General features: G+C 69.8%; 14 protein-coding genes and 1 riboswitch. Of the genes, 10 read left to right on the forward strand and 4 right to left on the reverse strand.

Annotation, left to right across the window (positions count from 1 at the left end):
• Nucleotides 1–82: 82 nt before the first annotated feature.
• The 3 genes from ACIBCK_RS31220 (at nt 83) to ACIBCK_RS31230 (ending at nt 1,862) form a co-directional block, all read left to right on the forward strand.
• A complete protein-coding gene (locus tag ACIBCK_RS31220; RefSeq protein ID WP_367043673.1) occupies nt 83–304 on the forward strand; it encodes a DUF5326 family protein in 222 nt (73 codons plus the stop codon).
• Nucleotides 305–606: 302 nt separating this feature from the next.
• On the forward strand, nt 607–1,320 hold the full coding sequence (locus ACIBCK_RS31225; RefSeq protein WP_399395956.1) for an IclR family transcriptional regulator: 714 nt from the start codon (nt 607–609) through the stop codon (nt 1,318–1,320).
• A 104-nt stretch (nt 1,321–1,424) separates the two neighbouring features.
• Complete coding sequence (locus ACIBCK_RS31230; protein WP_399395681.1) at nt 1,425–1,862, forward strand: SsgA family sporulation/cell division regulator; 438 nt, start codon at nt 1,425–1,427, stop codon at nt 1,860–1,862.
• Nucleotides 1,863–1,925: 63 nt separating this feature from the next.
• On the opposite strand, the gene ACIBCK_RS31235 is transcribed toward ACIBCK_RS31230, so the two are convergent.
• On the reverse strand, nt 1,926–3,341 hold the full coding sequence (locus ACIBCK_RS31235; RefSeq protein ID WP_399395683.1) for a YibE/F family protein: 1,416 nt from the start codon (nt 3,339–3,341) through the stop codon (nt 1,926–1,928).
• A gap of 71 nt (nt 3,342–3,412) precedes the next feature.
• Nucleotides 3,413–3,567, forward strand: a riboswitch (TPP riboswitch).
• Between ACIBCK_RS31235 and thiC the strand changes: the two genes are divergently transcribed.
• Nucleotides 3,560–5,356 (forward strand): phosphomethylpyrimidine synthase ThiC, encoded by a 1,797-nt coding sequence (thiC, locus tag ACIBCK_RS31240; RefSeq protein ID WP_399395684.1) that lies wholly within the window; start codon nt 3,560–3,562, stop codon nt 5,354–5,356. Its footprint overlaps the riboswitch before it by 8 nt.
• Before the next feature lie 62 nt (nt 5,357–5,418).
• Here thiC and ACIBCK_RS31245 read toward each other — a convergent pair whose 3' ends face one another.
• From ACIBCK_RS31245 to ACIBCK_RS31255, 3 genes are all read right to left on the reverse strand, one after another.
• Nucleotides 5,419–6,291, reverse strand: coding sequence for a hypothetical protein (locus ACIBCK_RS31245; RefSeq protein ID WP_399395686.1), 873 nt, complete (start codon nt 6,289–6,291; stop codon nt 5,419–5,421).
• 181 nt (nt 6,292–6,472) lie between these two features.
• Nucleotides 6,473–7,573, reverse strand: coding sequence for a metallophosphoesterase (locus tag ACIBCK_RS31250; RefSeq protein WP_399395958.1), 1,101 nt, complete (start codon nt 7,571–7,573; stop codon nt 6,473–6,475).
• Nucleotides 7,574–7,867: 294 nt separating this feature from the next.
• Nucleotides 7,868–8,989 carry a LacI family DNA-binding transcriptional regulator gene (locus ACIBCK_RS31255; RefSeq protein WP_367043667.1) on the reverse strand — a complete coding sequence of 374 codons (1,122 nt, stop codon included), beginning with the start codon at nt 8,987–8,989 and terminating at the stop codon, nt 7,868–7,870.
• A gap of 385 nt (nt 8,990–9,374) precedes the next feature.
• Here ACIBCK_RS31255 and hisC point away from each other — a divergent pair, with 385 nt between their 5' ends.
• The 6 genes from hisC (at nt 9,375) to ACIBCK_RS31285 (ending at nt 19,829) form a co-directional block, all read left to right on the forward strand.
• Nucleotides 9,375–10,454 carry a histidinol-phosphate transaminase gene (hisC, locus tag ACIBCK_RS31260; protein ID WP_399395688.1) on the forward strand — a complete coding sequence of 360 codons (1,080 nt, stop codon included), beginning with the start codon at nt 9,375–9,377 and terminating at the stop codon, nt 10,452–10,454.
• 234 nt (nt 10,455–10,688) lie between these two features.
• The gene (locus tag ACIBCK_RS31265; RefSeq protein WP_399395689.1) at nt 10,689–12,227 is read left to right on the forward strand and encodes a cytochrome ubiquinol oxidase subunit I; all 1,539 of its coding nucleotides are present in this window, start codon (nt 10,689–10,691) and stop codon (nt 12,225–12,227) included.
• 14 nt (nt 12,228–12,241) lie between these two features.
• Nucleotides 12,242–13,246 (forward strand): cytochrome d ubiquinol oxidase subunit II, encoded by a 1,005-nt coding sequence (gene cydB / locus ACIBCK_RS31270; RefSeq protein WP_399395692.1) that lies wholly within the window; start codon nt 12,242–12,244, stop codon nt 13,244–13,246.
• A gap of 55 nt (nt 13,247–13,301) precedes the next feature.
• Entirely contained in the window at nt 13,302–16,838 is a 3,537-nt protein-coding gene (gene cydD, locus ACIBCK_RS31275; RefSeq protein ID WP_399395694.1) for a thiol reductant ABC exporter subunit CydD, read from the forward strand.
• A gap of 76 nt (nt 16,839–16,914) precedes the next feature.
• Nucleotides 16,915–18,651, forward strand: coding sequence for a GAF domain-containing sensor histidine kinase (locus tag ACIBCK_RS31280; protein ID WP_399395696.1), 1,737 nt, complete (start codon nt 16,915–16,917; stop codon nt 18,649–18,651).
• Between the two features lie 113 nt (nt 18,652–18,764).
• Nucleotides 18,765–19,829 (forward strand): M23 family metallopeptidase, encoded by a 1,065-nt coding sequence (locus ACIBCK_RS31285; RefSeq protein WP_399395698.1) that lies wholly within the window; start codon nt 18,765–18,767, stop codon nt 19,827–19,829.
• The last annotated feature ends 3 nt before the right edge of the window (nt 19,830–19,832 follow it).

A 19,832-nucleotide genomic window follows, 5' to 3' on the forward strand; every position in this document is an offset into this window, starting at 1 on the left:
GGATGCGAGGCCCCCGTCGGGCCCTCCGCCGCCCTAGCATCGAATGCAAGAAGTAGGACGGTCGCGGAGAGAGGTAAGGACGATGGCAGCGCAGGAGATCTTCTCGGGATTGCCGTGGTGGGTGAAGTGGATCGCGGTGCCGGTCGTCGCCCTGGTCGTGTTCGGCGGTTTGATAGCGAGCGTTGTGGGATTCGTGGTCGGCCTCCTGTTCAAGGCACTGATTTTCGTCGCCTTGGTGGGTGGACTCATCTACGTCGTACGGAAGTTCATATCCGGCTCGACCTCTTCGCGCAGCGATTGGTGACTTCTCGCAACAGTTCGCTCGGGTGGGGGAAGTTTCCTGGTGCGGCGCCTTAGGCCGACGGCCAACGGTTAGAGTCCGAAAACCGACGTGGGGTGAGCCCCGCGCACGGGCGCACTGCGCTCCCACCCGTGTATCCCCGGGGCACGGGCGGAACCCCCACGCGTTTTCGGGAGTGAACCTTGGCCACGGTTGACGCCACACCCGCCGACATCTCGTCCAACGGCCCTCCGTACGTGGCGCCGCCGGCCGTCTCCGCCGTAACTGCCGCCGCGCCGACGCTCATTGGCTCGGTGCAGCGGGCGATGCGCCTGCTGGAGGCCGCCTCCGCGCATCAGGAGGGAGCGCCCGCCAAGCAGTTGGCCCGGGAGGCCGGGCTCGCACTGCCCACGGCGTATCACCTGCTGCGCACGTTGACCCACGAGGGCTATCTGCGCCGGGAGAAGGGCGTGTTCGTGCTCGGCGAGGAGGCCGAGCGGCTTAGCGCCAGCGGGGCGCAGCAGAATCGTCGCGGCATGATCGACGAGGCCCTGGAGCACTGGCGCGACGCCATCGGCACACCGGTGTACTTCGCCGTCTACCGCGAGGGCGAGATCGAGGTCGTGGCCGTCGCGGACACGCCGGGCAATCCGGCGGTGGAGGAGTGGGCGGACTTCCGCGAGACCGGCCACGCCCATGCGATCGGACAATGTCTGCTCGCCCAACTCGACGACGAACAGCGGCAGGATCATCTCTCCCGCTATCCGGTGCAGTCGATCACTCGGTACTCGGTCCGCGACGACCGGAGTTTCATCCGCCGCCTCGATGGGATGGGCCGGATGAAGCCCGTGGTGGAGCGGCAGGAGTACGCGCTGGGAACGGTCTGCGCCGCGATTCCGATCACTGCGGGCAACACGGCGGCCACGATGGCGATTTCCGTTCCCGCCTATCAGTCGGACCGCCTGCTGCCTGCGGCGGAGCAGTTGCAGGACGAGATCGGAAAGCTACTAGGGACACTTGCTTTCTCTATCAGCATCTGAAAACTCACTCCTTGTGATCTGATGTGTACGTTAAGCAAGATGCCATGGGTGTCAGGGAGTTGGTTCCCTGGCCAGTCGAGCTTTAGCGACGGGGTAGGCGGGCGATGCACGAGTCGGTCCAGGCTGAGGTCATGATGAGCTTCCTAGTTTCCGAGGAGTTGTCGTTTCGCATCCCGGTGGAGCTGCGTTATGAAACCGGCGATCCCTACGCCGTCCGGCTGACCTTCCACCTTCCCGGAGATGCCCCTGTGACCTGGGCCTTCGGGCGCGAGCTGCTGGTCGACGGGGTGGGCGGCGCGTGCGGTGACGGGGATGTGCACATCGCCCCCACCGATCCCGAGGTGTTGGACGAGGTGCTCATCCGGCTTCAGGTCGGTCCGGACCACGCGCTGTTCCGGGTGGGGATCCCGCCGCTGCTCGCCTTCCTGGACCGTACGGACAAGCTGGTGCCGCTGGGGCAGGAGCGGGCGCTCGCCGACTTCGAGACGCACTTGGACGAAGCGCTGGACCGGATCCTCGCCGAGGAGCAGAGCGCGGGCTGAAGCCTCCGAGAGCCAAGAGGCTCAGCCGTACGGCAGATTGCTGCATTTCGTGGCATCGGCGGCTCAGGCTTTGCGGCGGCGGCCCTTTCCGCCGCGGCTCTGCTTGGCGGCGGGGGAGGCACCGCTCCCGGGTCCGCCCGCGCTCGCCGGTCGGCCCGCAGTCCCCGTCCGGCCCGCAGTCACCGCCCGGCCCCCGGCAGTCGAGCGGTCGGCCGAGACCACCAGGGCCGCGAGCGCCGTCGTCACCGGCACCGAGGCGACCAGGCCGATCGAGCCGACCAGAGTGCGGACGATCTCCTCGGCGACCAGCTCGCTGTTGGCCACCGTGCCCACGCTGCTCTGGGCGATCGAGAAGAGCAGAAGGAGGGGCAACGCGGCGCCCGCGTAGGCCAGGACGAGGGTGTTGACGACCGAGGCGATGTGGTCGCGGCCGATGCGGATGGCGGCGCCGTACAGACCGCGCCAGCCCATCGTGGGGTTGGCCTGATGCAGTTCCCAGACGGCGGACGTCTGCGTCACCGTCACGTCGTCGAGCACGCCGAGCGAGCCGATGATGACGCCGGCGAGCAGCAGACCGCTCATGTCGATGGACGGGTACAGGCCGTGGATCAGGCCGGTGTTGTCGTCCGTGTTGCCGGTCAGCGAGGCCCAGCCGATGAAGAGCGAGCCGAGGAGGCCGATGAGGAGGAGCGAGATCAGCGTGCCGAGGACCGCGACCGATGTTCGCGCCGTGAGGCCGTGGCACAGGTAGAGCGCGATCAGCATGATGGCGCTGGCCCCGATCACCGCCACGACCAGCGGGTTCGAGCCCTGCAGGATCGCGGGCAGGATGAAGAACGTCAGGACCAGGAAGCTCAACGCCAGCGCGACCAGGGCCATGACGCCGCGCAGCCGCCCTACCGCGACGACGACGAGCGCGAAGATCCCCGCGAGCAGCGCCATCGGGAGCTTGCGGTTCACGTCGGTGACCGAGTACTGGAGCGCCTCGGGGGCCGTGGGCTCATAGGCGACCACCACCTGCTGGCCCTGGCGCAACTGCCGCGGTGAGTCCGGCTGGACGATCTCGGTGAAGGTGCGGCCCTTGTCCTTGCCGCTGGTCACCTCGATCGTGGCCTTCTTGCAGATGCCCTCCGCGCGGGACTGCGCGGACTGGCCCTCGGCCGTGGAAGTGTCGCCGTTGGGCGGGGTCTGAGAGGCGTTCACGTCCTTGCAGGGGAGCTCCTGCACCTTCGTCACGTCGGCCGACTGGGTCTGCCGGTCGAAGCCGACTCCGGTGCGCTCGTGGCCCGGCGCGCCACCGGGCCACAGCACCACGAGGCCCACGACCACCGCCGTCGCGAAGGGGATCAGCACGGCGGCGATGACCTTGCGCAGATGCTGGGAGACGGGCGCGGCCGGACCGTGGCTGTGGGAGTGCCCATGCGGGTCCGGCGGCACGTTCGGGACGGGCGGCTGGGACGGCGGCTGTGTCGAGGTCACTGCCCGATCATCGCAAGAACGGAGGAGGCCCTCTGTTCAGCGCGCCCGACATGACGCTAGCGTGGAGCCACCTTTGCAATCGCGGGAGCTCGGAGCACCGGGCTGAGAGGGCGCTGACCTCCGTACGAATCGGCACAAGAGTGCACGAACAGTACGGAATCCGCTGCGTCGACCGCCGAACCTGTTACCGGGTAATGCCGGCGTAGGGAGTAGGTCTCATGACCACATCGGACGCGCGCACGCCTGCCTCGACGCAGAACACGCTGAACCAGAGCGAGAGCGACGAGGCCGGGAAGTCCATCGGCTGGCACAAGGCGTATGTCGAGGGCTCGCGCCCCGACCTGCGGGTGCCGGTCCGCCAGGTGCACCTCACCAACGGCAAAGCCGTGACCCTGTACGACACTTCGGGTCCGTACACCGACGAGTCCATCGACACCGACGTCCGCAGGGGCCTCGCACCGCTGCGCGAGAACTGGATCATCGCCCGCGGCGACACCGAGGAGTACGTGGGCCGCCCGCCCCGCCCCGAGGACGACGGCATCAAGCACACCTCGCCACGCGGAGGCCTGAAGAACCTCGACGCGGTCTTCCCCGGCCGCCCGCGCCAGCCGCGCCGGGGCCGCGGCGGCCAGGCGGTGACGCAGCTCGCGTACGCCCGCCGCGGCGAGATCACGCCCGAGATGGAGTTCATCGGGATCCGCGAGAACCTCGACCCCGAGGTCGTGCGGGCGGAGGTCGCCGCGGGCCGCGCGGTCATCCCCGCCAACGTCAACCACCCGGAGATCGAGCCGATGATCATCGGCAAGAAGTTCCTGGTGAAGGTGAACGCCAACATCGGCAACTCCGCGGTCACCTCCTCCATCGAGGAGGAGGTGGACAAGATGACCTGGGCGACCAAGTGGGGCGCCGACACGGTCATGGACCTGTCCACAGGCCGCAACATCCACACGACCCGCGAGTGGGTCCTGCGCAACTCCCCCGTGCCCATCGGCACCGTGCCGCTCTACCAGGCCCTGGAGAAGGTCGACGGCCAGGCCGAGGCGCTGACCTGGGAGATCTACAAGGACACGGTCATCGAGCAGGCCGAGCAGGGCGTGGACTACATGACGGTGCACGCGGGCGTGCGCCTTCCGTATGTCCCGCTGACCGCCAACCGCAAGACCGGCATCGTCTCGCGCGGCGGCTCGATCATGGCGGCCTGGTGTCTGGCGCACCACAAGGAGAGCTTCCTCTACGAGAACTTCGAGGAGCTCTGCGAGATCCTCGCGTCGTACGACGTGACGTACTCCCTGGGCGACGGCCTGCGCCCCGGTTCGATCGCGGACGCCAACGACGAGGCGCAGTTCGCCGAATTGCGCACCCTCGGGGAACTCAACACGATCGCCAAGCGTCATCACGTACAGACGATGATCGAGGGCCCCGGGCACGTCCCGATGCACAAGATCAAGGAGAACATCGACCTCCAGCAGGAGATCTGCGAAGAGGCGCCGTTCTACACGCTCGGCCCGCTGACCACCGACATCGCACCCGCGTACGACCACATCACCTCCGGCATCGGCGCCGCGATGATCGGCTGGTGGGGCACGGCGATGCTCTGCTACGTCACGCCCAAGGAGCACCTGGGCCTGCCCAACCGCGACGACGTGAAGACCGGCGTCATCACGTACAAGATCGCGGCCCACGCGGCGGACCTCGCCAAGGGGCACCCGGGCGCACAGGACTGGGACGACGCGCTCTCGGATGCCCGCTTCGAGTTCCGCTGGGAGGACCAGTTCAACCTGGCCCTCGACCCGGTCACGGCGCGGGAGTTCCACGACGAGACGCTGCCGGCGGAGCCCGCGAAGACGGCGCACTTCTGCTCGATGTGCGGGCCGAAGTTCTGCAGCATGAAGATCTCGCACGACATCCGGCGTGAGCACGGCGGCACGCAGGACGAGATCGCCGCGGGCATGGACCAGAAGTCCAAGGAGTTCGCGGCAGCCGGAAACCGCGTGTATCTCCCCATCGCCGACTGACCGGCGTCACGGCACGGCGATGCGGGCGGACGGTCACCACCGTCCGCCCGAAGCCGCGCGTACTACTCCGGCTTGTGGTCGGGACCGCCGAAGTCCGGACTTGAGAAGTCCGGGCTCGAGAAGCTCGGGCGCGGTCCCGCCGCAGGTCCGCCGTCCGGGCTGCTGAATCCCGGCCGGTTGTAGCCGAGTTGGGGCATGCGGCTGCTCGGATCCGCCGACGGCGTACGCGCCGCGTGCGCCGCCGGATCCGCGAGAGCCTCCCGCAGGAACGGCAGGACGCCACGCTCCATGAGGGCCTCGCCCCAGGCTTCCCTGGCGCGAACCACCTCCTCGTTCCGTTCTCCGTACGAACCGGCCTGGAGCGACGTGGCGCCGTTGCGCAGGGCGGTCAGGAGCAGGCCGATCGCGGCGATCAGGATGCCCCCCGCGGTGAGCGCGCCGAACAGCCACCCCGCGGTGAGCATGGTGTCCGCGAAGGCGGGCTCGGGGTTGAGCATCTTCAGGATGTAGCCGACGAGCAGGAAGATCGCGGCGGCGGCCCCGGCCAGAACCGGTGCGAGCACCGCGACGACGGCGATGGCCCCCGCACCCGAAGCCTGGGCGGTGACCTCCCCCATCGTGGTGGCGAGACCGAGGCCACCGGAGCCGGCTTCCGCCGGGCCCTCGGTGCTCCGCTCCCGGATCGATGGTGCGGCAGATCCGCTTTCGCGCAGTTCCTCGCGGACCTTCACATAGTGCGTGTACTCGGTCGTGGCGGCTGCGGTGATCAGCGCAGTGGCGTTCAGGGCCATGGTGCGCAGCTGTTCGGGATTGAGCCGCTCGCCCACCGCGGCGAGATCAGGACGATTCGGTGCCGTGCGCAGCGCCTCATCGAGGATCCGCTCGTACTCGGGGCGGTCCTCATTGAGCAGGTGTGGAGCGCTGTTCATGTGCATCCCCCGATGCTCCGTAGGGCTTGGGGCTCGCATGGGTGCGAGCCGTCGGGCAGAAACGGAGGGGAGCCTGCTACGGATAAGCCGATGGTAGAGCCGTGGAGGCACGCGGTGACAGGGGGTTTCCAGAAATAGGCCCCCTGGCCAGCGTGATCCTGTAGAGGTGCGCCTGCCCGGCGAACGCTCAGTTATCCAGGGGAAGTTGGCAGACCAGCAGTTTTCCGGCCATGGTCACTCCGCCGTCCATGGCGATGGCCAGTCCGCCTGCGTAGATGTGCGGCCCCTCGATGACCGGACCGCCGCCGTCCGAGTCATCCTCGGAGCCGACGTCACCGAGCAGATACGGGATGGGGCTGTGGCCATGCACGATGCGGTGGCCGCCGTACATGTCGAGGAGTTCACGTACGGCCGAGGGGCCCGACTCGTCGCGGAAGGCGAAGCGCTTGGTGAACTTCCTGAACAGGTCCCAGCACTCGTCGGCGTCGTTGCGCGTGAGGGTCTCGCGGACCGTGTCGTTCACGGCTTCGATCGAGTCGCCGTAATCCAGATAGGCGGTCGTGTCGGAGTGCATCAGAAGATGCCCGTCCTCCGCCTCGATCGCGTCGAGGCGGGCCATCCACTGCAGATGGTGGTCCTCGAGGCGCTCCATGTCGGTCTTCTGGCCGCCGTTCAGGAGCCAGGCGGCCTGGAAGGTGGCCGTGCCCGCGCCCGAGTTGACCGGGGTGTCGCCGAACCGCTTCGCGCCGAGCAGGAGCAGCTCGTGGTTGCCCATGAGCGCCTTGCAGTAGCCGCCGGCGGCCGCCGCCTGCGCGGACAGCCGCATCACGAGGTCGATGACGCCGATGCCGTCCGGGCCGCGGTCGGTGAAGTCGCCGAGGAACCACAGGCGCGCGTTGCCGGCGGACCAGTCGCCCTCGGCGTCGATGAGGCCCTGCGCCTGGAGCGCCGCGAGCAGCTCGTCCAGGTAGCCGTGCACGTCGCCCACCACGAACAGCGGGCCGTGTTCGTCGGACGCCGGCGCCTGCGGAGGCTCGGGCATGGCCTGCACCTCCACTTGCACGGTGTCTCCGCGGTTGATGACGGGCAGGTCGCGCTGGGTGGGGGTGTAACCGTCGTCCGGCACCCCTGGGCCCTCCACCGGGGCGCCAGGAACCGCCACGCCCGCCGGGTCCCCCAGGACCGGACCGGTCTCATGGACGTACGCCGGAACGCGGAAGTCGCGCAACGTCGCCGTCCGCACATCGGGTCCCTGACCGGCCCCCTGAGTCATCGACCCCTCCACCACCATTGCGCCGCATCTGCACCGAGATCGGACTGCCTGGTCGCAGCGGCCCGCGGTGTCGTCCGCCCATCATAGGAATGCGGCTCGCGCTGTGTGGTGCACCAGGGGTGGTGAATCAGTGCTGAACCCCAGTTCACCGAGGTTTTCTCCCGAATTGGGTAGGGGTTTCCCCCCACGCCACGGCCGGGATGTGCCAGGCAGTGCCGGTTGACGGCCGCTCGACGACCGGTCGACGGGGGTTCTCCCCGCCGACCGGCCCGCTCAACCCGTTCCTGGCGACCCGGGTGGGTTGATCGCTCAACCCGTTCCGGGTGAGCGCGGTGGGCTGACCGTCGTGCGCGGTGGACGTCGCTCGGACGAGGTGCGCACGATCAGCTCCGTCGGTATCACCTGCTCGACGGGCCGGCCCGAATCCAGGCCTTCGATGGCGTCGATGAGGAGCTGGACCACGGCCGTGCCGATGCGCCGAGGTTTGAGCGAGAGCGTGGTGATGGGCGGTTCGGTGGTGGCGTAGACCGTGGACTCGCTGCAGCACACGAGCAGCAGGTCGTCCGGGACGCGCAGGCCGTACCGGCGGGCGGCCGCGAGGAGATCGGTGCCGTTCGGGTCGAAGAGGCCGTAGACGGCGTCGGGCCGGTCGGGTCTGGCGAGCAGCCGGTCGGCCGCGACCGCGCCGGCACACGGGTCGTGGGCCGGGTAGGACTCGTACACCGGGTCCTGTCCGACGCGCTCGCACCAGCGCAGATAGGCGGTCGTGGACAGATGTGTGTACGTGTCCGTGGTGGTCCCGGTGAGCAGCCCGATCCGGCGGGCTCCGGCCGCCGCGAGGTGATCGAGGATCTCGAGGACCGCCGCCTCGTGGTCGTTGTCGACCCAGGCGGTGACCGGGAGGGACCCGGCGGGACGGCCGTCGGACACGACGGGTAGGCCTTGGCGCACGAGTTCGCTGACGACGGGGTCGTGGTCGGACGGATCGACGACGACGGTGCCGTCGAGCGCGACGTTCGACCACACGTCGACCGGGCTGCGCCGGGAGGTGGCGGGCAGGATGACAAGGGCGTAGCCGCGGGCCAGCGCGGCCGAGGTCGCGGCTCTGGCCATCTCCGCGAAGTACGCGAATTCGGTGAAGGTGAAAGGTTCATCCCCGTAGGTCGTCACGGTCAGGCCGATCAGGCCCGACTTGCCGGTACGGAGCGTTCGGGCCGCCGCGGAGGGGCGATAGCCCAGCCGTTCGGCGACCTCGCGGACATGGCGTCGGGTGGCGTCCGGGAGCCGGCCCTTGCCGTTGAGAGCGTCGGAGACAGTCGTGATGGAGACACCGGCGGCGGCGGCGACGTCTCTGATGCCCGCTCGGCTCTGCCGGTTGCCCCGGCGGGCGGTCTCCGCTCGGCTCACCTGGTGTTTCCCTGCTGCTGTCATGGCGAGCCGATAGTAGGGCTCATGAGGGTGGGTAGGGCGGGCGCATATTCACTCGTTGACAGGCACGTTTCTGCATGGTTCAAACGGGTCAACTGCCTTGGAATGCAAGGGAGTTAAGGGGCTCTGGGGTAGACGGTCCCTCGTCGCCGTGCGCAGGCCTGCCAAATGAGCGATGTCTCGAAGAGGTCTCAACTCACCTTCACGGGTGATGCGCGCCACGGAGTGAGCCACCGGCGCGCGCCAGAGGGGGGAGCGCTCCCCCCTCGTTGTGCGCCCAGGGGAGCGGATACGAGTGGATACCCCTGACCCATTCGCAGCAGAGCTGAATCCTCTTAAGGTGAGGAGTATTGAAGTCAGGGTGCAGGTGTTCCAGAGGAGGACTGCGGTGAGCGAGACGAGCCCGAGGCTGCGTGCCGAGCTGGAGGGTATCCCCACCTATAAGCCGGGGAAGCCCGCCGCGGCAGACGGTCCGGTGGCCTACAAGCTGTCCTCGAACGAGAACCCCTACCCGCCCCTGCCGGGCGTCATGGAGAGCGCCCTCGCCGCCGCGGGAGCGTTCAACCGCTACCCCGACATGGCGTGCACGGGCCTGATGAACGAGATCGCCGACCGCTTCGGGGTGCCGGTGTCGCACGTGGCGACGGGCACCGGTTCCGTCGGCGTCGCGCAGCAGCTCATCCAGGCCACGTCGGGCCCGGGGGACGAGGTCATCTACGCCTGGCGGTCCTTCGAGGCGTACCCGATCATCACGCAGGTGAGCGGCGCCACGTCGGTGAAGGTCCCGCTGACGCCGGGGGACGTCCATGACCTGGACGCGATGGCCGACGCCATCACCGACCGGACGCGGCTGATCTTCGTCTGCAACCCGAACAACCCGACCGGCACCGTTGTGCGCAGGGCCGAGCTGGAACGGTTCCTCGACCGGGTGCCGAGCGATGTCCTGGTCGTGCTCGACGAGGCCTACCGCGAGTTCATCCGTGACCCCGAGGTGCCGGACGGAGTGGAGATCTACCGCGAACGTCCGAATGTCGCCGTGTTGCGTACGTTCTCCAAGGCGTACGGCCTCGCGGGCCTGCGCGTCGGCTTCGCGATCGCCCATGAGCCGGTGGCCGCCGCCCTGCGCAAGACGGCGGTGCCCTTCGGGGTGAGCCAGCTCGCGCAGGACGCGGCGGTGGCCTCGCTGCGGGCCGAGGACGAGCTGATGGGCCGCGTCGGCTCGCTGGTCGCCGAGCGCACACGGGTGGTCGACGCGCTGCGCGGGCAGGGCTGGACGGTGCCCGAGACCCAGGCGAACTTCGTGTGGCTGCGGCTCGGGGAGCACACGACCGACTTCGCGGCGGCGTGCGAGAAGGCCGGCGTGGTCGTACGGCCGTTCGCGGGCGAGGGGATGCGGGCCACGATCGGTGAGACCGAGGCCAACGACATCTTTCTGCAGGCGGCGGAGGCGTTCCGCAAGGAGCTGTAGCCTCCGCGCACTGTCAACGAGAGGCCCCGGGGTGTGTGCTCCCCGGGGCCTTCTCGCGTTCCTCGAGCGAGGGTCCCCGAGTAAGGGGGACCCCCCTTCCCGGTCCGACAGGCTGTACGTCATAATTGCTTGTGAATGTGAACGCGTTCACAAGCGTATCCCGGTTGCTCCCGAGATCAGTGGGATTAAAGGGGCACATCGCCGATGTGAGCACGGCCGTAAGGAGAAGTCGACGTGGACCTGGCTCTGGCGCCCGAGACACTGGCGCGATGGCAGTTCGGCATCACCACCGTCTACCACTTCCTGTTCGTCCCGCTGACGATCTCGCTGGCCGCCCTCACGGCGATCCTGGAGACGGCTTGGGTACGCACGGGCAAGGAGCACTACCTCAGGGCGACCAAGTTCTGGGGCAAGCTGTTCCTGATCAACATCGCGATGGGCGTCGTCACCGGCATCGTCCAGGAGTTCCAGTTCGGCATGAACTGGTCCGACTACTCGCGTTTCGTCGGTGACGTCTTCGGAGCGCCGCTCGCCTTCGAGGCGCTCATCGCCTTCTTCTTCGAGTCGACCTTCATCGGCCTGTGGATCTTCGGCTGGGACAAGCTCCCGAAGAAGCTGCACTGCGCCACGATCTGGATCGTCTCCGCCGGGACCATCGCGTCGGCGTACTTCATCATCGCCGCCAACGCCTTTATGCAGCACCCGGTCGGCTACAAGATCGCGGAGCGGGACGGCACGAAGCGGGCGGAGCTCACCGACTTCTCGAAGGTGCTCTTCCAGGAGACGACGCTGGTCAACTTCTTCCACGTCATCTCGGCGGCCATCCTGGTCGGCGGCGCCTTCATGACCGGCATCGCGATCTTCCACCTCCGTAAGAAGCAGCACATCCGCACCATGCGGATGTCGATGCGGCTCGGCCTGGTCACCGCGTTCGTCGGCACCCTGCTCACCGTGGTCAGCGCCGACACCCTCGGCAAGGTCATGTACGAGCAGCAGCCGATGAAGATGTCGGCAGCCGAGGCGCTGTGGGAGTCGGAGAAGCCGGCGCCGTTCTCGCTCTTCGCGTACGGCGATGTCGCCGAAGGCCACAACAAGGTCGCCATCGAGGTGCCCGGGGTCCTTTCCTTCCTCGCCAAGAACAACTTCAGCGCCGAGATCCCTGGCATCAACGACCTCAACAAGGAGGCACAGGAGAAGTTCGGGCCCGGCGACTACCGGCCCAACATCCCCACCGCCTACTGGTCCTACCGCTGGATGATCGGCTTCGGCGGGGTCTCGATGGCGCTGTGCACCGCCGGGCTCTACCTCACGCGGAAGAAGTTCTGGCTCGCGCCGGAGCACCGCACGGGCGAGGACGACGTCCCGAAGCTCATGGTCACCAAGAACAAGGAGCTGACACCGAAGCTCGGCAACTGGTGGTGGCGGCTCTCGCAGTGGACGCTGATCTTCCCCCTCATCGGCACCGCCTGGGGCTGGATCTTCACCGAGACCGGGCGGCAGCCCTGGGTGGTCTACGGCGTCCTGAAGACCCAGGACGCGGTCTCGCCGGGGGTCTCGCAGGGCGAGGTGATCACGTCGCTGGTCGTCTTCACCGGGATCTACGCGATTCTCGCCGTGATCGAGGTGAAGCTGCTGCTCAAGTACATCAAGGCGGGCCCGCCCGAGCTCACCGAGGCCGACCTCAACCCGCCCACCAAGATCGGCGGTCCCGGCTCGGGATCGGGCTCCGATGATGACGCCGACGCCGACCGGCCCATGGCCTTCTCGTACTGAGGGAGTTGATCGACATGGAACTTCACGACGTCTGGTTCGTGCTGATCGCAGTCCTGTGGATCGGCTACTTCTTCCTGGAGGGCTTCGACTTCGGGATCGGCATCCTCACCAAGCTGCTCGCCCGTGACCGGACCGAGAAGCGGGTGCTCATCAACACCATCGGCCCCGTCTGGGACGGCAACGAGGTATGGCTGCTCACGGCGGGCGGCGCGACCTTCGCCGCCTTCCCGGAGTGGTACGCGACGCTCTTCTCCGGCTTCTATCTGCCGCTCCTGATCATCCTGCTCTGCCTGATCGTGCGCGGTGTCGCCTTCGAGTACCGGGCGAAGCGGCCCGAGGAGAAGTGGCAGCGCAACTGGGAGCAGGCCATCTTCTGGACCTCGCTGATCCCGGCGGTGATGTGGGGCGTGGCCTTCGCCAACATCACGCGCGGCGTGAAGATCGACGCCCACAAGGAGTACGTGGGCGACTTCTGGGACCTGCTGAACCCGTACGGGATCCTGGGCGGCCTGGTCACTCTGGCGCTGTTCACCTTCCACGGCGCGGTCTTCGCCTCGCTCAAGACGGTGGGGGACATCCGGGTGCGGGCACGGAAGCTGGCGCTCGGGCTCGGCCTGGTGACCGCTGTGCTGGCGCTCGGGTTCCTGCTCTGGACGCAGGCGGACAACGGCGACGGCAAGAGCCTGGTCGCGATGGCCGTGGCCGTGGTCGCGCTGGTCGGTGCCATCGGGGCGATCAAGATGGGGCGCGAGGGCTGGTCGTTCGCGCTGTCGGGCATCACGATCGCGGCCGCCGTCGCGATGCTCTTCCTGACGCTCTTCCCGAACGTCATGCCGTCGTCGCTGAACGACGAGTGGAGCCTCACGGTCACCAACGCCTCGTCGAGTCCCTACACCCTGAAGATCATGACGTGGTGCGCGGTCATCGCGACGCCGATCGTGCTGCTCTACCAGTCGTGGACCTACTGGGTGTTCCGCAAGCGGATCGGGACGCAGCACATTGCGGATGCCGCGCACTGAGTTCTTCGCCCGCTGATCTCTTCGGTCGCTGATCTCCTCGGAGGGTGTGTTTCACGTGAAACCAATCGACCCGCGTCTGCTGCGGTACGCCCGTGCCACCCGGCTCTTCCTGGCCGCGGTGGTGGTCCTCGGCGTCGCCGGGGCGGGGCTTGTCGTCGCTCAGGCGATGCTCATCGCGGAGATCGTGGTCGGGGCCTTCCAGCGGGGACTCGCCCTCGGTGACCTGTGGACGCCGCTCGTCCTGCTCGCGGTGGTCGCGGCGGGGCGTGGCCTTGTCGCCTGGCTGACCGAGCTGGCCGCCCACCGGGCGAGCGCGGCGGTGAAGTCGGAGCTGCGGGGGCGGCTGCTCGACCGGGCGGGGCAGCTGGGTCCGGGCTGGCTGAGCAGCCAGCGGACGGGGTCGTTGGTGTCGCTGGCCACGCGGGGCGTGGACGCCCTGGACGACTACTTCTCGCGTTATCTGCCGCAGCTGGGGCTCGCGGTGGTCGTCCCGGTGGCGGTGCTCGCGAGGATCGTCACCGAGGACTGGGTGTCGGCGGCGATCATCGTCGTGACGCTGCCGTTGATCCCGATCTTCATGATCCTGATCGGCATGGCGACGCAGAACCGGATGGACCGTCAGTGGCGGCTCCTCTCCCGCCTGTCGGGGCACTTCCTGGACGTGGTGGCGGGGCTGCCGACGCTGAAGGTGTTCGGCCGCGCGAAGGCGCAGGCCGAGTCGATCCGGCAGATCACGGGCGAGTACCGCCAGGCGACGATGCGTACGCTGCGCATCGCCTTCCTGTCGTCGTTCGCGCTCGAACTCCTCGCGACGCTCTCCGTGGCGCTGGTCGCGGTGACGATCGGCATGCGGCTCGTCCACGGCGACATGGACCTGTACGTGGGCCTGGTGATCCTGATCCTGGCGCCCGAGGCCTATCTCCCGCTGCGCCAGGTCGGCGCGCAGTACCACGCGGCGGCGGAGGGGCTCTCGGCCGCCGAGGAGATCTTCGAGGTCCTGGAGACTCCGGTACGGGCCGCCGGGGAGGCTGCGGCGCCTTCGGGGACGTTGAGCGTGGAGGGCGTGACGGTCCGGTATCCGGGGCGGTCGTCGGACGCGGTCTCCGGGGTGTCGTTCGCGGTGGAGCCCGGCGAGACCGTGGCTCTGGTCGGGCCGAGCGGCGTGGGCAAGTCGACGCTGCTCGACGTGATTCTGGGGTTCGTCGAGCCTGCCGAGGGGCGGGTGTGCGTCGGGGGCGTCGACCTGGCCGAGGTCGCACCGGAGCGGTGGCGGGAGCGCATCGCCTGGGTGCCGCAACGGCCGCACTTGTACGCCGGGTCCATCGCGGAGAACGTACGTCTCGCGCGGCCGGACGCGGACGACGCTTCCGTGCGGGACGCGTTGGAGGCGGCGGGGGCCTGGGAGTTCGTCTCCGCGCTGCCGAGTGGTGTGGAGACGCTGCTCGGGGAGGACGGGGCGGGGCTCTCGGCGGGGCAGCGGCAGCGGCTCGCTCTGGCGCGGGCGTTCCTGGCCGACCGCCCCGTGGTGCTGCTGGACGAGCCGACCGCGGCTCTGGACGGCCGGACCGAGGAGGGCGTCGTCGATGCGGTTCGACGGCTGGCCGTGGGGCGGACCGTGCTCCTCGTGGTGCATCGGCCGGCCCTGTTGGCGGTCGCGGATCGGGTCGTACGGCTGGACGCCGACGAGGTCCGGCTTCGTGGGCGCGCCGTAGAGGTGCCGGAGCCCGCGGGGACGGCAGCGGGGCCTGCTGCCGTAGCCGCTGCCGTTGCCGACGAGTCTCGCGGTGGCCCGATCGTGCCCGGTGACCGCGCGGACGGGCACGAGATGTCCCGCCCGAAGGGCGACGTGCTGGCCCGGGTGCGGGGTGCGGCGCAGGCACGCAAGGGCAAGCTCGCGCTCGCCCTGCTGCTCGGCGCCCTCGCGATCGGCAGCTCCGTAGGGCTGATGGCCACCTCGGGGTGGCTGATCAGCCGGGCGTCCGAGCAGCCGCCGGTGATGTACCTGATGATCGCCGTGACGGCGACCCGCGCCTTCGGCATGGGCCGCGCCGTCTTCCGCTACGCGGAGCGCCTCGTCTCGCACGACGCCGTGCTACGGATGCTGGCCGACACGCGCGTGGCCGTCTACCGCCGCCTTGAGCGCCTCGCCCCCGCCGGGCTCAGGAAGACGCGCCGCGGCGACCTCCTCTCCCGTCTGGTCGCCGACGTGGACGCCATGCAGGACTACTGGCTGCGCTGGCTCCTGCCCGCGTCGGCCGCTGCCGTCGTGGGCGCCGGAGCCGTCGGCTTCACCGCCTGGCTGCTGCCCGAGGCGGGCGCGGTCCTGGCCGTCGGCCTGCTCGTCGCCGGCGTGGGCGTACCGCTGCTCTCCGGAGCCGTCGCCCGCCGGGCGGAGCGCAAGCTCGCCCCCGCCCGCGGGGTGCTGGCCACCCGCGTGGCCGATCTGCTCACCGGCACCGCGGAGTTGACGGTCGCGGGCGCGCTGACCCGGCGTACGGCCAAGGCGAAGGAAGCCGATGCCGAGCTGACCCGGATCGCGTCCAGGACCGCCACGGCCACCGCGCTCGGCGACGGCCTTGGCGCGCTCGCCTCCGGCCTCACCGTGGCCGCCGCCGCTCTCGTCGGCGTACAGGCGCTGCACGACGGCCGGCTCAGCGGCGTGGCGCTCGCCGTCGTCGTCCTCACCCCGCTCGCCGCCTTCGAGGCGGTCCTCGGTCTCCCGCTCGCCGTGCAGTACCGCCAGCGCGTCAGGAAGAGCGCCGAGCGGGTCTACGAGGTCCTCGACGCCCCCGAACCCGTACCCGAGCCCGCCGTGCCCGCACAGCGCCCGCAGACGCCTTTCCCACTCCGTGTCGAGGGGCTGCACGCCCGGCACGAGGGGCAGGGCAGGGACGCGCTCGCGGGCGTGGACCTGACCCTGGAGCGCGGACGGCGGGTCGCGGTGGTCGGGGCCTCGGGCTCCGGCAAGACCACGCTCGCCCAGGTGCTGCTGCGGTTCCTGGGGGCGAGCGAAGGCACGTACAGCCTGGGCGGTACGGACGCGGCCATGCTGGACGGCGACACCGTGCGCGAACTCGTCGGGCTCTGCGCGCAGGACGCGCACATCTTCGACAGCTCCGTGCGCGAGAACCTGCTCATCGCGCGCAAGGGCGCCAGTGACGACGAACTGCGTGGCGCCCTCGCGCGGGCCCGGCTGCGGGAGTGGACCGATTCGCTCCCCCAGGGGCTCGACACCCTGGTCGGTGAGCACGGGGCCCGGCTCTCCGGAGGGCAGCGGCAGCGCATCGCCCTGGCCCGTGCGCTGCTCGCCGACTTCCCCGTCCTCGTCCTGGACGAGCCGGCCGAACATCTCGACCTGCCGACCGCCGACGCCCTCACCGGCGACCTCCTCGCCGCCACCGAGGGCCGTACGACGCTGCTCATCACGCACCGGCTCGCCGGGCTCGACGCGGTGGACGAGGTGATCGTCCTGGACGCGGGCCGGGTGGTGCAGCGCGGCACGTACGCGGACCTTGTCCTGGTGGAGGGGCCGCTGCGGAACATGCGGGAACGGGAGCGGGCGGCGGACCTCTTGGTGACGGCCGCCGGGTAGGAGCACGGGGGCCCTGGGCCAGGCGCCACAGGCCCCCGACTTTCCTCGCCAAATAGGACTAACTACTCTCAAAGGCATGTCAGCCCCCTCGGCCTCCGCCGCCTCTCCCCAGCCCGACGGCACATCGGACTCGGCAGAGGCGGCGAAGCAGGCGACCCGCGGCCTGCACGGGCTCTCCCCCGAGCTGACCGCGCGCGTGCCGCAGCTCCTGGAGGCGATGCGCTCCGTCGGCGCGGGCCTCGAACTGCACACCACGCTCGACCGCATCTGCGAGACGGCGGCCGAGCTCGCGGACGCCCACTACGCGGCGATCGGCGTCGTATCCGAGGACGGCAAGGGCCTCTCCGACTTCGTCTACACCGGCATCGACGAGGAGACCGCCGAGCGGATCGGGCGCCTGCCCGACGGCCACAAGGGGCTGCTCGGCGCCCTCATCCACCAGCCGGAGACCCTGCGCCTCGCGCACCTCTCGGCCGATCCGCGCTCGTGCGGCTTTCCGCCCCACCACCCGCCGATGCGGACCTTCCTCGGCGTTCCCATCCGTGTCCAGGGCGAGATCTTCGGCAACCTCTACCTGACCGAGAAGCGGGGTGGCGCCGACTTCAACGAGTACGACGTCCACATGGTCCGCGTCCTCGCCACGGAGGCGGGCATCGCCATCGGCAACGCCCGCCTCTACGAAGCCGCCATGCAGCGCGAGCGCTGGATCGACGGCTCCGTGGCGGTCACCACGGCGCTGCTCTCGGGAAGCGACGCGGAGGAGGCGCTCGCCGTCGTCGCCGAACAGGCCCGCCATCTCGCCGACTCGGCAGCCGGGATCGTGCTCCTGCCCGACGAGGAGGGCGGCATGGAGATCGTCGCCGTCTCCTCGGACGAACCCTCCGGAATGCTCGGCGTGATCGTCCCCCCGGAGAGCCGGATCATCACTGATCTGCTCGCCGGGGACTCCGTGTTCGTGGACGACGCGGCCACCGACCCCCGCGTGATGACCGACCTCGCCCGCGGCTACGGCCCCGTCATGATGCTGCCGCTGCAGAGCGACGGCCGCGTCATGGGGACGCTCGTCACGCCACGCGCGCGTGGCGCACGGCCCTTCAGCGAGACCGAGCGGACCCTCGCCACCCAGTTCGCCTCGCAGGCCGCCCTCGCGCTGATGATGGCCGAGGCGCAGCGCGACCGTGAACGGCTCGCCGTGTACGAGGACCGCGACCGGATCGCACGGGACCTGCACGACCTCGTGATCCAGCGCCTGTTCGCCACCGGGATGATGCTGGAGAGCGCCCAGCGCCGGTCCGTCGTGCCCGAGGTGCAGACGGGCGTGGGCAAGGCCGTCGACGAACTGGACGTGACCATCCAGGAGATCCGGACCGCGATCTTCGCCTTGCAGCAGGGCCCGGCAGAGGCTCCTTCGGGCTTGCGTACGCGCGTACTTCGCGAGATCAACATGGCCGCGGTGCCGCTCGGCTTCAAGCCCTCGCACCACTTCGTGGGCCCCGTCGACGCCGTGGTCGGCGAGCTCTCCGGCAAGAACCTCATCGCCGCGCTGCGCGAGGCGCTGTCCAACGCGTTCCGGCACGCGCACGCCGACCGGATCGATGTCGTCGTCGACGCGACGGTGACCCTGCCCGACGGGCAGCGGGGCGTACGCCTGACGGTCTCGGACGACGGGGTCGGCATCGCGGAGGGCGGTCGGCGCAGCGGCCTGAAGAACCTCAAGAGGCGTGCGGAGTCGCTCGGCGGGGACAGTTGGTACGGGCCCGGCACCGGGGAGGACGGCGGCGGTACGACGGTGGTGTGGCAGGCGCCGTACTAGGAGGGGCGGGGCCCTGTTCGGCCGTACGGAAGTGGGCTGTTCGGGGCATCGGGTGCCCCGGGTGCACCAGTCGGGCAGGACCCGGTCACGGCCGCGAGGCAACGATCCCCGACATGCGCTTGAGCCACCGCGGTGCCCATCATCCGCTCGTCGCCGTGACGGTGCTGCTGTGCGCACTCCTGTGCCCCACGCCCGCGGGCGCCTCCGGGGAGCCGGGTGAGGGAGCGGGCGACGGGCCGGGCGCGAGCGCCGAAGTGGCACGCCTCTACGAGGAGGCCTCCCTGGCCACCGCGCGCTACGAAGTGGGGCGGTACGCCGCCGAGGCGCAGCGCGCGAAGGTGCGGAAACTCAACCGCCTCCTGAAGAAGAAGCACCGCGCGGCCGACGCGCTGCACGCGGACCTCGGCCGGCTGGCCAATGCCCAGTACCGCAGCGGCGGTGCCATGTCCCAGGCCGCCCAACTCCTGCTCGCCGAGAGCCCCGAAGAGCTGATGCGTGGCCGGCGGCTGCTGCGGCAGGCGGATCTCGCCGCCACCCACACCGTCGGCAAGACCCGGCGGGCCGCCGCCAGGCTCGCGGACGCCAAGCGCACCGCGGACCGCGCCGAACGCACCCTCGACCGCCGCAGCGAGCATCTCGCGGAGCTGAAGCGGGGGATCGAGAGCAAGCTGGAATCCGCGCAGTGGACCTTGCAGGGCGAGGCCGACCGGGCGGTCGCCGCCGGGCAGTGCAGAGGCGCCGTACGCCTGGAGCAGCCGGAAACGGACTCCACGCGCGCGTGGATGGCGCCCGTCGAGAGATACGACCTGTCGGCGGGCTTCGACAGCGCCGGAGGCCGCTGGACGCACCGGCACACCGGGCAGGACTTCGCGGTCGGCATCGGAACACCGGTGCGGGCGGTCGGCGCGGGCCGGGTGGTGTCCGTGTCGTGCGGAGGCGCCTTCGGCATCGCCGTCCTGGTGGAACACGAGGACGGCTACTACACGCAGTACGCGCACCTGGCCGCCGTCACCGTCGACCAGGGGGAACGGGTGGACCCCGGCCAGTGGGTCGGGCAGGCGGGCACCACCGGCAACTCGACGGGGCCGCACCTGCACTTCGAGGTGCGGCTCACGCCGCAGCTGGGGTCGGGCGTGGACCCCGTCGAGTGGCTGGACGAGCGGGGAGTGCGGCTCTGACGC

It is taken from the genome of Streptomyces sp. NPDC051218, from assembly GCF_044455475.1.
GTDB lineage: Bacteria > Actinomycetota > Actinomycetes > Streptomycetales > Streptomycetaceae > Streptomyces.

Bases quoted from the DNA above. Each gene is read 5' to 3' on its own strand.
- ACIBCK_RS31220 (WP_367043673.1), top strand. From the start codon at position 83: ATGGCAGCGCAGGAGATCTTCTCGGGATTGCCGTGGTGGGTGAAGTGG.
- ACIBCK_RS31225 (WP_399395956.1), top strand. From the start codon at position 607: ATGCGCCTGCTGGAGGCCGCCTCCGCGCATCAGGAGGGAGCGCCCGCC.
- ACIBCK_RS31230 (WP_399395681.1), top strand. From the start codon at position 1,425: ATGCACGAGTCGGTCCAGGCTGAGGTCATGATGAGCTTCCTAGTTTCC.
- thiC (WP_399395684.1), top strand. From the start codon at position 3,560: ATGACCACATCGGACGCGCGCACGCCTGCCTCGACGCAGAACACGCTG.
- ACIBCK_RS31245 (WP_399395686.1), bottom strand. From the start codon at position 6,291: ATGCACATGAACAGCGCTCCACACCTGCTCAATGAGGACCGCCCCGAG.
- ACIBCK_RS31255 (WP_367043667.1), bottom strand. From the start codon at position 8,989: ATGACAGCAGCAGGGAAACACCAGGTGAGCCGAGCGGAGACCGCCCGC.
- cydB (WP_399395692.1), top strand. From the start codon at position 12,242: ATGGAACTTCACGACGTCTGGTTCGTGCTGATCGCAGTCCTGTGGATC.
- ACIBCK_RS31280 (WP_399395696.1), top strand. From the start codon at position 16,915: ATGTCAGCCCCCTCGGCCTCCGCCGCCTCTCCCCAGCCCGACGGCACA.
- ACIBCK_RS31285 (WP_399395698.1), top strand. From the start codon at position 18,765: ATGCGCTTGAGCCACCGCGGTGCCCATCATCCGCTCGTCGCCGTGACG.